Origin of the sequence: Bradyrhizobium sp. Ai1a-2 (genome assembly GCF_000426245.1) — a bacterium.
Classification (GTDB): Bacteria; Pseudomonadota; Alphaproteobacteria; order Rhizobiales; family Xanthobacteraceae; genus Bradyrhizobium.
On sequence record NZ_AUEZ01000039.1, the window covers coordinates 39939 to 52583 of the forward strand.

General features: G+C 63.3%; 14 protein-coding genes and 1 tRNA gene. 5 read left to right on the top strand and 10 right to left on the bottom strand.

Annotated features, from left to right (window positions below; translation table 11 throughout):
• Window positions 1-24: 24 nt before the first annotated feature.
• The 4 genes from K288_RS0123690 to K288_RS0123710 all read right to left on the bottom strand — a co-directional run bounded on the left by K288_RS0123690 (window position 25) and on the right by K288_RS0123710 (window position 2342).
• Window positions 25-555: a hypothetical protein gene (locus K288_RS0123690; protein WP_027581801.1), complete on the bottom strand. Its 531-nt coding sequence runs from the start codon at window positions 553-555 to the stop codon at window positions 25-27.
• Window positions 555-956 carry an SRPBCC family protein gene (locus K288_RS0123695; protein WP_027581802.1) on the bottom strand — a complete coding sequence of 134 codons (402 nt, stop codon included), beginning with the start codon at window positions 954-956 and terminating at the stop codon, window positions 555-557. Before K288_RS0123695 ends, K288_RS0123690 begins: the two co-directional genes overlap by 1 nt.
• 129 nt (window positions 957-1085) lie before the next feature.
• The gene (locus K288_RS0123705) at window positions 1086-1445 is read right to left on the bottom strand and encodes a VOC family protein (RefSeq protein ID WP_027581803.1); all 360 of its coding nucleotides are present in this window, start codon (window positions 1443-1445) and stop codon (window positions 1086-1088) included.
• A 57-nt stretch (window positions 1446-1502) separates the two neighbouring features.
• Window positions 1503-2342, bottom strand: a complete 840-nt coding sequence (locus tag K288_RS0123710; protein WP_027581804.1) for an AraC family transcriptional regulator — start codon at window positions 2340-2342, stop codon at window positions 1503-1505.
• Window positions 2343-2516: 174 nt separating this feature from the next.
• Here K288_RS0123710 and K288_RS0123715 point away from each other — a divergent pair.
• Together K288_RS0123715 and K288_RS46360 are read left to right on the top strand one after the other, a co-directional pair.
• A tRNA-Gly gene (locus K288_RS0123715) sits at window positions 2517-2590 on the top strand.
• A 197-nt stretch (window positions 2591-2787) separates the two neighbouring features.
• Window positions 2788-4314 carry an amino acid permease gene (locus K288_RS46360; protein ID WP_084799712.1) on the top strand — a complete coding sequence of 509 codons (1527 nt, stop codon included), beginning with the start codon at window positions 2788-2790 and terminating at the stop codon, window positions 4312-4314.
• 17 nt (window positions 4315-4331) lie between these two features.
• Here the strand turns inward: K288_RS46360 and K288_RS0123725 are convergent, their stop codons facing one another.
• The 3 genes from K288_RS0123725 to K288_RS0123735 all read right to left on the bottom strand — a co-directional run bounded on the left by K288_RS0123725 (window position 4332) and on the right by K288_RS0123735 (window position 7669).
• Entirely contained in the window at window positions 4332-5864 is a 1533-nt protein-coding gene (locus tag K288_RS0123725; RefSeq protein ID WP_027581805.1) for an aldehyde dehydrogenase family protein, read from the bottom strand.
• 139 nt (window positions 5865-6003) lie between these two features.
• The gene (locus K288_RS0123730) at window positions 6004-7062 is read right to left on the bottom strand and encodes a class I SAM-dependent methyltransferase (RefSeq protein ID WP_043160525.1); all 1059 of its coding nucleotides are present in this window, start codon (window positions 7060-7062) and stop codon (window positions 6004-6006) included.
• Window positions 7063-7303: 241 nt separating this feature from the next.
• Window positions 7304-7669 carry a nuclear transport factor 2 family protein gene (locus tag K288_RS0123735; protein WP_027581807.1) on the bottom strand — a complete coding sequence of 122 codons (366 nt, stop codon included), beginning with the start codon at window positions 7667-7669 and terminating at the stop codon, window positions 7304-7306.
• A gap of 162 nt (window positions 7670-7831) precedes the next feature.
• On the opposite strand from K288_RS0123735, the gene K288_RS0123740 reads away from it, so the two are divergent.
• On the top strand, window positions 7832-8758 hold the full coding sequence (locus K288_RS0123740; RefSeq protein WP_244443228.1) for a universal stress protein: 927 nt from the start codon (window positions 7832-7834) through the stop codon (window positions 8756-8758).
• A gap of 99 nt (window positions 8759-8857) precedes the next feature.
• On the opposite strand, the gene K288_RS0123745 is transcribed toward K288_RS0123740, so the two are convergent.
• Window positions 8858-9076, bottom strand: coding sequence for a ChaB family protein (locus K288_RS0123745; RefSeq protein WP_027581809.1), 219 nt, complete (start codon window positions 9074-9076; stop codon window positions 8858-8860).
• A gap of 251 nt (window positions 9077-9327) precedes the next feature.
• Between K288_RS0123745 and K288_RS0123750 the strand changes: the two genes are divergently transcribed.
• Window positions 9328-10404, top strand: a complete 1077-nt coding sequence (locus K288_RS0123750) for an alpha/beta fold hydrolase (RefSeq protein WP_084799709.1) — start codon at window positions 9328-9330, stop codon at window positions 10402-10404.
• 27 nt (window positions 10405-10431) lie between these two features.
• On the opposite strand, the gene K288_RS0123755 is transcribed toward K288_RS0123750, so the two are convergent.
• Complete coding sequence (locus K288_RS0123755) at window positions 10432-10635, bottom strand: hypothetical protein (protein WP_027581811.1); 204 nt, start codon at window positions 10633-10635, stop codon at window positions 10432-10434.
• Window positions 10636-10661: 26 nt separating this feature from the next.
• Window positions 10662-11336: a helix-turn-helix domain-containing protein gene (locus K288_RS0123760; protein ID WP_201449714.1), complete on the bottom strand. Its 675-nt coding sequence runs from the start codon at window positions 11334-11336 to the stop codon at window positions 10662-10664.
• Window positions 11337-11611: 275 nt separating this feature from the next.
• On the opposite strand from K288_RS0123760, the gene K288_RS0123765 reads away from it, so the two are divergent.
• On the top strand, window positions 11612-12634 hold the full coding sequence (locus K288_RS0123765) for an ABC transporter substrate-binding protein (RefSeq protein ID WP_027581813.1): 1023 nt from the start codon (window positions 11612-11614) through the stop codon (window positions 12632-12634).
• Window positions 12635-12645: the final 11 nt, after the last annotated feature.

The following is a 12645-nucleotide window of genomic DNA, read 5'->3' on the forward strand; positions in this document are numbered from 1 at the left end:
GATTCCGGCCCTCTGTGAGTGAGATCACGGAGCGGGCACCCGGCGCGCGGTGAACTCCACGTTGAGACGCCATGTCGCGCCCTGGTCGGCGGAGACTTCGCCGCGCCAGAGAAAGGAATCTGGCGTGATCTGCGAAAAGCCCCACCGCACCAATCGACCGTCCGGCCGCGTGCCCAGTTGCACGATGTCGGCGCCCTCGGCGCGGCCGATCATCTGCAGGAAGGTGCGCGTGACCGGATCGCTCCATTGTATCCGCCAGGCGTCGAGCTCGGGATCGTAGACCCTGAGCGTGGTGCCGTAGGAATTGGCGTTGGCGGTGGCGTCGGTCCGGCGCAATTCGCCGCGCGGCGGCACGATCCAGACATCCTGGATCGCGCGGCCCTCCAGCGCCCATCCGAAATGCCACTCGCCCTTTCGCTCTCGCCTGGTGCCGTCCTCGGCAATGTGGGTGACATCGAGATCCCAGGAGCCGACGAAGCGCCCGTAGAGATCCATCTTGCCGGCGCGGTCGGCTGCAGCACCGTCCGCGCCGAGCGCGTCGAGGAACGGGTTCATCACGCCGCTTCCCGGCGGAGCTTGTTCTGCATCGCGCTCACGCCAAGATCCATCTGGGAGGAGATGTAGGGCGCGATCTCGTTCGGCAGCACGTCGGCGATCCACGTCGCGCGGCTGCGGGAGTCGCCGTCGGCAACCACCTGGATGGATGCGCTGTGCTGCTTCAGCCGCTCGCTGACGACGGCATAGACCAGCCGCCGCCGCGAATCATCGCAGTCGACCAGCAGTTCACGCACCACCGTGCCATTGGAGAAGGTGACGATGCGGGCATCGCCGTCGAGCTTGGTGTCGAGCACGAAGCCTGGCACCAGCCGCGTATGCAGCGCGCCGAAATCGCGTAAGGCATCCCAGACCTGGTCGGGATGCGCGTCGATGATGAATTCTTTGTGGATGGAAGCCATGGGAGGAGTCCTTTTGCAGGTGGGATCGTCATTGCGAGGAGCGAAGCGACGAAGCAATCCATGCTTCCACAAGCGGCGAAATGGATTGCTTCGCTCCGCTCGCAATGACGGCGGAGATGACGGTGTTGGTCACGTACACACCGCCTCGACATTGTTGCCGTCGGGATCGATCAGGAACGCCGCGTAGTAGGTCGGGCTGTAATCCTTGCGAGAGCCGGCTGCGCCGTTGTCGCGGCCGCCGGCTTTCAATCCTTCGCTGTGGAATGTCTTGATCGCATCGTGGTCCGGCGCGCGGAATGCGACATGGGCGCTGCCATTGCTCTTGCCCTTGTGCAGATGCAGCCATAGCGCCGGCTCGCCCTTCGGGCCGAAGCCGGCGCCGGCGGCATCGCGCGAGCACAGGACATAGCCGAGCGGGGCAAGCGCTGCGGTGTAGAAACGCACGCTGGCGTCGAGATCGCCGACGCGCAGTCCGATATGGTCGTACATGATGGTTCTCCAGTGCTTTAAGCGCGCCTGACGACGCGCGGGACTGGAGGAGGCTAGCTAGTGCAGCGCCAGCCGTTCTTGGAAAATCTTGCGGTCGCCGCGCGAAGCCTTCCGGAACGCATGCGGCGAGACGCCGGCAGCGCGGTGGAACGTGCGCACGAAATTGGAGAGATCGCCGAAACCGACGTCGTAGGCGATCTCGGTGATCGGACTGTCGTCATCGGCCAGCCGCCGCGCCGCGTGGCGCAGCCGCGAGCGCACGAGATATTGATGCGGCGTCACGCCGAGGACTTCCGAGAACAGCCTGAGGAAGTGGAACGTGCTGATGCCGGCCTGGTCCGCCGCATCGTCCAGGCCGATATCCCGGTGCGCATGCGCGTCGATCCACAGCGCCGCTTCGACTGCCCGGCGGCGGTCGCGCAGGCCCGCCGTCACCGGCCTCGCCGCGCGGCCCGAGACCACCTCGATGAAGCGGCTGGCCAGGAGATGGCCGGCCTCGTCGAGGCCGATGTCGCTGTTGCCATCTGCTGCCGTTTGCGCGAGCTCGCCGAGCACCATCAATTCCGGCAGCGGCGGCACTGATCCGATCTGCCAGACCGCGCGGCTGTCGCCGATCGCCTGCACCAGTTCCGGATGCAGGAAGAACGACAGGCATTCGTCGCCGCCGACATGGTCGTGGGTGCAGGTATATTCGTCGCCGGGATGGCCGACCAGGATCGCGCCGGTCACCAGCTCATGGAAACGGCCGCGGCAGCGGCAGCCGAAGCTGCCCTTGCGCACATAGGAAATCGAATGCGCATCATATTGTTCGGCAAACGGTTTCTCGCCGGGCACCGCGGTGCAGCGGAACTCGTTCACGGCAATGCGCTCACGCTGCAACAGCGGCCTTCGGATCATGCCGTAAGACTTAGCGATGCGCCCGCGACGGCGCAACGGGGCCGCAGCACGTCGAATTAGGTCAGGCGATTGCGGCGTCGAAACTGGAATCTTGACGTTTTCCGTTAAGGAGAACGCGAGAGGCGACTTGGCGAAAGCCCCGGTCTCGGCTAATCAGGAGGGGCAGCGCGATCCGCGGGCGTAGTTCAATGGTAGAACGGCAGCTTCCCAAGCTGCATACGAGGGTTCGATTCCCTTCGCCCGCTCCAGCTTTACCGCCCGCTCTCATCGCCGGCGCTTCGAAGCTTGGCTTGTATCCACATCGCAACCACAGGCAGAGATTCGGCCTGGCGTCCAACTGTTGGTGTTACCGCAGTAACTCTGTTCTGGCTTTCAGCAACACGATTGTAGCTCGACCCCGTCACTAAGCGTGACGATCAAAAGGGTATCGGAGCGACTGTTGCTCATGACCACCATCTGGAGCCGCAAATCGGCGGCGGACCTCGCCGCTGAAGATGACACCAAGGTGGGTTCGATGAGGCGCACGCTGTCGGCAGCCGATCTGACCGCGTTGGGGGTCGGCGTCGTCATCGGCGCGGGAATTTTCGTGGTAACCGGGCATGCGGCGGCAGAGAACGCTGGGCCGGCGGTGGTGCTCTCGTTTCTGTTCGGCGGCATCGCCTGTGCGTTCACCGCGCTGTGTTACGCCGAAATGGCCGCGATCGTTCCGGTCAGCGGCGGTGCTTACACCTACGCCTATGCGACGCTGGGCGAGCTGGTGGCCTGGATCATCGGCTGGGACTTGATCCTCGAATACCTGATGGGCGGCGCTACGATCGCGATCGGCTGGTCCGGCTATGTTGTCAGCTTTGCCCGGGATTTCGGCCTCGACCTTCCGGCACGCTTCGCCACCGCACCGCTTGCCTACGACGCGGTATCGCACACATGGGCGTTGACCGGTGCCATTGTGAACGTGCCGGCGATGGTCGTGGTTATCCTCGTCGGCTCGCTGCTGGTGACAGGCATCCGGGAAACGTGCCGCTTCAACAACGTCATCGTCGCGGTCAAGCTGATCGTCATAGGGCTGTTCATCGTCTGCGCCGCACCCGCGATCAACACGGCGCATTGGGTGACGCCGGTCAATCCCTCGGGCGCTTTCATCCCGCCCAATGCCGGCACGGGCATTTTCGGTTGGTCGGGAGTGGCGCGCGGCGCGGCCCTGATATTCTTCGCCTACATCGGATTCGATGCCGTCTCCACGGCGGCGCAGGAAACCAGGAATCCAAGGCGCGACATCCCGATCGGCATTTTGGGTTCTCTTGCGATCTGTACGGCGATCTACGTGGCCGTTGGCTTCGTGCTGACGGGCATCGTGCCGTTCGATAGATTGAACGTGCCCGATCCGATCGCGGTCGGCATCGACGCCGCCGGGATAGGCTGGCTCGGGCCCTTGATCAAGCTCGGGATCATCTTCGGTCTCACCTCTGGTATTCTCGCGGTTCTGTTGGCGCAGCCGCGGGTCTTCCGCGCCATGGCCCATGATGGTCTGCTGCCACCGGGAGCGGCAAAGATCCATCCGAAGCTTGGCACACCCTACGTCGCGACAATCTCGACCGGTCTCGTCGTGGCGGTCCTTGCGGCGCTGTTGCCGATCGGCTTTGTTGCCGAACTCGTCAGCATCGGAACGTTGTTTGCGTTCGCTGTCGTCTGTCTCGGCGTTCTGGTGCTGCGCATCACCGAGCCAAACCTGCACCGTCCCTTTCGCGCGCCGGCGATCTGGCTCGTTGCACCGGCGGGAGTCGGGACCTCGCTTCTCCTGATGCTGGGGCTGCCGCTCGACACCTGGATCAGGCTCGCCGTGTGGTTGGTCATCGGCCTGCTGATCTACTTCGCCTACGGCGCAAGGCGCAGTCGGCTCGTCATGCGGTCACCGGTGGAACGGCTCCAAAGCCAGTGGCGGAAGGACGATCGAGCGTCTTCGCGGCTACGATAGGCGCCGTCAGCTGAGCCTTACCCGACGTCGAACTTGACACCCTGCGCCAATGGCAGTTCGCGCGAATAGTTGATGGTGTTGGTCGCCCGTCTCATGTAGCCGCGCCACGCGTCGGATCCGGATTCGCGGCCGCCGCCGGTTTCCTTCTCGCCGCCGAACGCGCCGCCGATCTCGGCGCCCGACGGGCCGATATTGACGTTGGCGATGCCGCAATCCGAGCCGAGCGCGGACAGGAAGGTCTCGGCCTCCCGGATGTCGGTCGTGAAGATCGACGATGCGAGCCCCTGGGGCACCGCATTGTGGCTCGCAATCGCCTCGGCAAGATCGCGGTAGCGCATCACGTAGAGGATGGGCGCGAACGTCTCGCGCGCCACCGGCCCGGTTTGGGACGGCATCTCGACCAGGGCGGGGGCGACGTAATAAGCGCTGGGGGATTGATGATCCACGCGGGTCCCGCCATGCACCTTGCCGCCGAGCGAGGTTGCCTCATCCAGTGCGCGGCCCATCGCCTCGAAGGCGGCCGCATCGATCAGCGGGCCGACCAGGGTGAGCGGCTCGCGCGGGTCGCCGATGCTGACCGAACGATAGACGCGGCTGAGCTTCTGCACGAAACCATCGGCGATGCTTTCGTGCACGAACAGACGGCGCAGCGAGGTGCATCGCTGGCCGGCGGTGCCCATCGCGGAGAACGCGATGCTGCGCAAAGCGAGATCCTGATCGGCCGAGGGCGTCACGATCGCGGCATTGTTGCCGCCGAGCTCGAGAATGGCCCGGCCAAAGCGCGCGGCGACGCGCCGGCCCACCTGCTTGCCCATCCGCGTCGATCCGGTCGCTGACAGGACGGCGACATCGGGATGATCGACCATCACCTCGCCGACCGTGCGGTCGCCCTGCACCAGTTCGGCGAGACCTTGCGGCGCGTCACCGAAACGCGCGAGCGCGCGTTCGACGATCGCCTGTACCGCGCAGGCGGTCAGCGGTGTCTTCTCCGAGGGTTTCCATACCACGGCGTTGCCGCACACCAGCGCGAGCGCCGCATTCCAGCACCACACGGCAACCGGAAAGTTGAACGCCGTGATGATGCCGCACACGCCGGCCGGATGCCAGGTCTCCATCATCCGATGACCGGGACGTTCGGAGGCGATCGTCAATCCATAAAGCTGGCGCGACAGCCCGACGGCGAAGTCGCAGATGTCGATCATCTCCTGCACCTCTCCGAGGCCCTCGGAGAGAATTTTGCCGGCCTCGATCGTCACCAGCCGCCCGAGCAGTTCTTTCGAGCTGCGCAGCTCCTCGCCGAGGAGGCGCACCAGTTCGCCGCGGCGTGGGGCAGGGACGGTACGCCACGCCAGAAACGCACTCCGCGCACGGGCAATCGCCGCGCGCGTGTCGTCATCGCTTCCAGGCCTGAGACGCCCGATGACCCCGCCGTCAATCGGTGAGCGGGCGATGAGCCCACCGTCCGTGACGAAGGCTGGCAGTGCCCCCAGCTTCGTCAGGAGATCGATGGCTTCTTTGGCAACGACGGACTTTGGCGCGGAACTGCTCATGGCGGATGTCCTCGGATCAGCGGCCGCGCATGCAAGCGCCCGCTCGATCCGCTAGCAAGTCCCGCAAGCGCTCGTCCGCTTCAAGTCACCCACCCGCCACGCGAAGAAACTTCGCGGGGCGGTGGTACGCGCTGCGCTGTTATGGCCGTGCTTCCAGGATCAGGTTGAACGGCGTTTCGGTGGCGCGGCGGAACCGGGTGAAGCCGGCCTCGCGGGCAATCTCGCGCAGCCTGGCCTCGCCGGCCTGCGCGCCCAGGGCGAGCCCCACCTCCTGGTCGAGGGAGGCCGGCGTGCAGACCATGGTCGAAGCCGCATAATAGACCCGCCCGATCGGATTGAGATTGTCCTCCAGCCGGTCGTTGGCGAAGGGCTCGACCAGCATGCAGGTGCCGTCCTTGGCCATGGTGCTGCGGGTATGCTTGAGTGCACCGACCGGATCGCCCATGTCGTGCAGGCAATCGAAGAAGCAAACGAGGTCGTAGCCATTTGCCGGAAACGTCTTTGCGGTGTGGGTCTCGAAGGTCATGCGATCCGACAATCCTGCATCTCGCGTCTGCTCGCGTGCGGCCTGGACCGAGCCCTCGTGATAGTCGAACCCGAAGAATGTGGATTTCGGGAACGCCTCCGCCATCAGCCGGGTCGATATGCCGTGGCCGCAACCGACATCGGCGACCTTGGCGCCCCGCTTCATCTTGTCGACGACGCCCTCCAGCGCCGGCAGCCATTCCTGCACCAGATGATGCTTGTAGCCGGTGCGGAAGAAGCGCGCCGTTCCGCAGAACAGGCATTCGCTGCGCTTGTTCCAACCGACGCCCTTGCCGGTCTTGAACGCGTCGGAGATCTTGGCCTCGTCGAGGAATGTCGCCGCCACGACGTTGCCGACCGCGCCCAGGAAAACCGGGCTCTCGTCGTCAGCTAGCGCCATGGCCTGTTCCGGCAGCATCGAGAATTTTCCCGATGCGGTGTCATATTCGACGTAGCCCGAGGCCGCTTGTGCCGACAACCATTCGCGTACATAGCGCTCCGCGGTGCCTGTCGCTTTCGCCAGCTCGGAAGAGTTCATCGGTCCCTTCTCGGCTAACGCCTTGTAGAGGCCGAGCCTGTCGCCGATCAGCATCAGCGACGCGTTCATGGCGGCGCCGATGTCACCAATCATCTTACCCATGAAAGAGTTCAGGCGGTCATTATCAACTTCCATGATATGTCTCCATCGAAATTGTTTTCACCGAATCCTGTCACCTTAACGCTGCGGAAGCGGACATTGCAGGATGCAAGACCGCCTCATCGCAGCGCGAGGTGATGGTATGGCCGTTTTGGTGTGAAGAGTGAGGCATAACGTCTCACGATGGCCAGATTGCCGTCACAAGCGCGCGAGCGGAAGCGCATGGCAGCGAGGCTGACGGATGTTCGCCGGCCGCACCGCCATGCACCGTTTCGCATCACGCGCCCTGCGGCACCTGGTCGAGGAAGCCCGTGATGCTCTTGATGCGGCCGTCCTTCAGCACCGCGAAGTCCGTGCCCTTGATCGGGCTGTCGGTACCGTCGGGACCGAGCCCCCAGGAAAAGCGGAGATAGTCGCCGAAACCGTTGGGTTCGCCGATCAGCTTGAACTTGAACGCCGGAAATTTTTCCTGGACGCCCGATATCAGCGCATCGACGCCTTCGTGGCCGTCGCCGCTCATCAGCGGATCGACATAGCGGGCATCGGCGGTCCAGTTCTCGGCCAGCATCTCGCGGCGCCGGCTCGGCGTGCGCTCGTTCCAAAGTTCGATATAGCGGCTTGCGATGGTCTTGTGGTCGGTCATCTTGCTCTCCTTCGCGTCTCGCCGAATGGATCGGCTGCCGCGGACTATCGGATGTCGGCGTGAGCTAATCGATTACCTCCGAGGTCATCACCTGCTGCCTGGAAATCGACAGCGGACGAAACCCGATGAGGTGCCGGTCGTTGGTCTCGCACGAGATCGCGCATGCGGCGCCGGCCGGTTTCGTCGCGTCGCTTGATCTCGGTCAATGGTGATGACCTGACGATGCGGGACAAACCCTCCGTCATCCCGGATTATCGGAGCGTGGTTATGAGCCTTGCCAACGTCATGGTGTACGTCGATCCCCAGCAGCAGGAAGAGGGACAGATCCGTGTCGCGGAAGCCATCGCGACCAGGTTCGGGGCATCGATCATCGGCGTCTCCGCCTTCGCCATCGAGCCGCCCTTCGTTGCCGAAGGCGTGGTGATCGCAGAGACCACGAAGGCCGATGTCGATCGGATGCAGGCGGACGTCGCCGCGAAAGAGCAATGGTTCAGGAAAGTCGTCGGCCTGGCAAAGGAGAAGGTCGAGTGGCGCTGGGGCGTTGAATATCCGACCGTGTTCCTGGCCGCGCAGGCAAGGGCCGCGGATCTCGTGGTCATGAAACGCAAGCAATTGGGCGAGGACTATTATCACTACATCGATTCAGCAGAGGCGATGCTGCGGATGGGCCGGCCCATTCTCTCGGTGCCGGACGGGATGACGGAGCTGTCGGCCGACCGCATCGTGGTCGGCTGGAAGGACACCCGTGAGGCGCGGCTGGCGGTGCATGATGCGCTGCCGTTCCTCGCCAGGGCGTCGCGGGTGACCGTCGTCGAGCTCTGCACTTCGGACCAGCAGGACGCCGCGCGGCTCCGTGTGCGCGACGTCGCAAACTATCTCGAACGCCACGGCGCGCACTGCCAATGCGAAGTTCGCGTGCATACGGCCGAAGCCGATGCCCGATACCTGATCCGGTTCGCAAGGGAAGAGCGGGCGGATTTGATCGTCACCGGCGGCTATGGCCACAGCCGGCTCGGCGAATGGATGTTCGGTGGCATGACCCGCGGCCTGCTGCAGGAGGCCCCGATCTGCCTCATGATGTCGCATTAGAGGGTTTTCGAGCGAAGTGGACACCGGTTCGCGTAAAGAAGACGCGTCAATACGAGAATCCAGAGTGTCGGTTCTGACTAAATCAGAAGCGAAAATGCTCTAGAAGATTTGGGATTTCGGGAGCCAATGATCGCCTACCTTCTCATAGGATCGCTTCACCGCCGCCCAGGCGGTCCGGTGTGCGATCTCCTCTTGCCGGCTGTCTCCCGCATTCGCGGCAAAGGAATGGTTGAAGGCTTCGCGATAAATGTCTTGCGCATGCGGAGGCAAATGGCTGCGAACCGGAAAAGGAAGATCTGCATTCGAGCGATAGGGCATGGAGAACTCCTTCGACCAGCCCCCTTGGCCGGCACCGCAATTCCTTGCGCGGGTGCGTTCCTCGCCGAAATGGAGCTAATATAGCAGTCCTGCGTTTGGTGCTTGATCGAGGTCAAACCTTCCGCCGCTGCCTGCCTGACCATGGCGCCGGCGAGCAAAAGGGGTGAGTGAGCTTGAGCGAGAAGCTTGAACGGCCGGAAGAGAAGCCGAGCGCCGACACTGATTGGGCGGTGCAGACACTGCTATGGCCAATGGCGGCTACGCGATTGGCGCTGGAAGCCTATCTGCATTGGTTCGCTCATCGCGAGCCGACGCCGCCCGAACAGCAGAGCGAACCGCCGCTGTCCTGGACGACGCCGAACGTGATCGCGTTGCAGCTTGCTTCGATGCGGCTGCGGGATTTTTCACGCAAGGAGACAGGCCAGCCGCTTCTGATCTGCGCCCCCTTTTCGCTGCACGAGGCCCTGATCGCCGATTTCGCGCCTGGCCACAGCCTAGTGGAGGCGCTGCAACAGGGCGGCTTGGATCGCATCTATGTCACCGACTGGTGCTCGGCCAAGCCTGAGATGCGCTATCTCTCGATCGACAGCTATCTCGCCGATCTCAATGTGGCGGTCGATGACATCGGCGCACCGGTCGATCTCATCGGCCTGTGCCAGGGTGGATGGCTGTCGCTGGTCTATGCCGCCCGTTTTCCGCACAAGGTGCGGCGGCTCGTGCTCGCCGGTGCGCCGGTCGACGTCTCCGCGCCCTCGGAGCTGTCGCGGATGGTGGCGAGTGTGCCCAAGGAAGCGTTCGACGAATTGGTGCACCAGGGAGAGGGCATCATCAGCGGCAGGCATACGCTTCGGTTCTGGAGCATGCCGGTCACCCTGCATGATGTTGCGGCGGCATTGCAGAGGGATGTCGCCGATGGATCGGAGCAGGGCAATGCGCTGTTGGCTCGTTTCGAGCGCTGGGATCGCGAGGTGCTGGATCTGCCGGGTACCTTTTATCTCGAGGCTACCAACTGGATCTTCCGCGAGAACCGGATCGCCGAGGGACGCTTCATCGCGCTTGGCCGCCAGATCGATCTCGCCGAGGTGACGGTGCCGGTTTTCCTGCTGGCAGGCGAGAGGGATATTGTCGTCCCGCTCGATCAGGCGCTTGCCACGGCGCGCCTGCTCGGCACGCCGCCACAACGGCTGGAACAAGCCTCCGAGCCGTGCGGTCATCTCGGTCTTTTCATGGGGCGCGAGAGCCTGGGCCGCTCATGGCGCCGGATCATCCACTGGCTCCAGGCCGGTGGTGACGACATCGCGGAGCTAAGGCCCAAGATCCGTGCGTGAACCGCAAGCCTTCAGCGGGAAGCAGCGCTAGCGCAACTCGGCCACGGTGAGTGGGCGCATCGCATTGGACGCGGCTATACGCTGAACGGTGGGCTGCCGGTGCGAAGCTTCGATCCGCTCGCTGCTTCGGCCATGAGCCGCCAGCAGAATGATCGCGACCGCGGCAGCGGCACCAAGCGCAATGATCTTGCGATGGGTGCCACGATCCGCGCTGGTCAATGAATGGTTCATGGCACACCTCGGTCGATTCCATCCGGTCAGGCGTTCAGGCGGTTCAACGCGGCGCGGTTCCGCAATTCGATCCGGCGCGAGGTCGGCAGCGCGATGGCGCCGGACTGTTCCAACTGAGTGAAGGTGCGAGACACGGTCTCGATGGTCAGGCCGAGGTAGTCGGCAATGTCCTGGCGCGACATTGCAAGTTCGATCGACGTCGTGCTCGCGGTGCGGCGGGCGATATCGAGCAGGAATCCCGCGACCCGCTCCTCCGCGGTCTTGATCAGGAGCAGCATGTGGTTGCGGAAGCGCTGCAATTCACGCGTGGTGGCATCCCAAAGCTGCTGCGCCAGATCCCTCTCGCGCTCGGCACGCAGCATCACCGCGCTGCGCTTGATGATCAGGACCTGGGCCCCGTTCACAGACTCGGCGGAAGAGGAGTGCGTTTCGCCCGCCTCAAAGCCGAAGATGTCGCCCGGCAGATAGAAACCGCCGATCTGGCGCCGGCCGTCTTCCAGCATCTTGTAGGTGCGGACGGTGCCGGAGACCACCTGATAGAGATATTCGGCTTCGTCACCTTCCCCGTAGATTTCGGCATTGCGCGCGTATTGGAAGGGCGTGCCCATCAGCGCAAGCGGCCCCTGCATGGCCGGGCTTCCGAGACGGTGCGGCGTGCTCGCGGCTTGGCGGAGGACGGTGCGGGAAGCTTCGGTGTACATGGCGGGCTCCTTCAAATCATCTGATGGAGCCAGAGTGCCTGCTCGCACCGCGCCTGAAAATTCGGAGTCCTTCCCTAAGGAAGATTACGGAGGGAATACGATTCCTTACCGTCGTAACAAGCAGAGCTGCGCGTCAGCACGAAGGGCGAACAGCAACGAAATGATCGAGCCAGTCAGTCCATAATTCTTTGTGAATTGAGTTGGCACCGTAGTTCGAGCGGTTAGGTAAAGTGGCTCCAAAGTGGCCGATGAGCGTGCCGGAGGGAGCAATACGGATGAAATCAATGAGAATGGTCGCAGGTCTCGTTGCGGTCGCATTGTCGTCAGGCGGCGCAGTCGCGCAGGACAAGGTAACGATCGCTATCGGCGGCAGCAGTTGCCTGTGCTATTTGCCGGCCGTTCTTGCACGACAGTTAGGGGAGTATGATCGGGCTGGCGTATCCGTCGATATGGTGGACCTCAGGGGCGGCTCTGACACGCTCACGGCAGTTCTATCCGGAAGTGCGGACGTCGTAACCGGATACTTTGATCATTGCGTCGAACTCGCCGCCAGGAAGCAGGCGCTGCAGTCGTTCGTTGTGTTCGACCGATACCCGGGCGAAGTCGTCGTTGTCTCTCCGGCGCATAACACCGAGATCAAGTCGTTATCCGACCTGGCAGGCAAGAAGGTTGGGGTCACGGCACCCGGCTCAACCTCAGACTTCTTTCTCAAGTTTCTCCTCAAGAAAAGCGGCGTCGATCCTGCGACCGTATCGGTCATCGGCATTGGCGTGGGCGCTACCGCGGTCGCCGCGATGGAGCAGGGTCAAATCGATGCAGCGGTGATGCTGGATCCGTCCGTGACGTATCTGCAGGGAAAACACTCTGATCTGAAGGCGCTGGCTGATACGCGATCTGAGCGGGACGCTCGTTCTGTGTTCGGTGCCGACTATCCCGGCGGGGCGCTTTACAGCACGGCGGCCTGGATAGGTTCGCACGAGAAGGAGGCGCAGGCGCTGACCGATGCGATCGTGAGGACGCTAGCCTGGATTCATTCGCACTCGCCGGAGGAGATCATGGCGAAGATGCCGAGCGAATTAATCGGCAAGGATCGGGAGCTGTATCTCGCGGCGCTGAAGAACACGATTCCCATGTTTTCGGAAACCGGGAGAATGGACCCCAAAGGCGCTGAGGTCGTACTGTCGGTCTTCAGCGAGAGTTCGCCGATAGTTGCCCAGGCGCATATCGACGTCAGCAAGACGTACACCAATAGATTCGTCGATCACGCCGGCACCCAAGGCGCACCGCTGACAAAATGACCGGAGCCTTA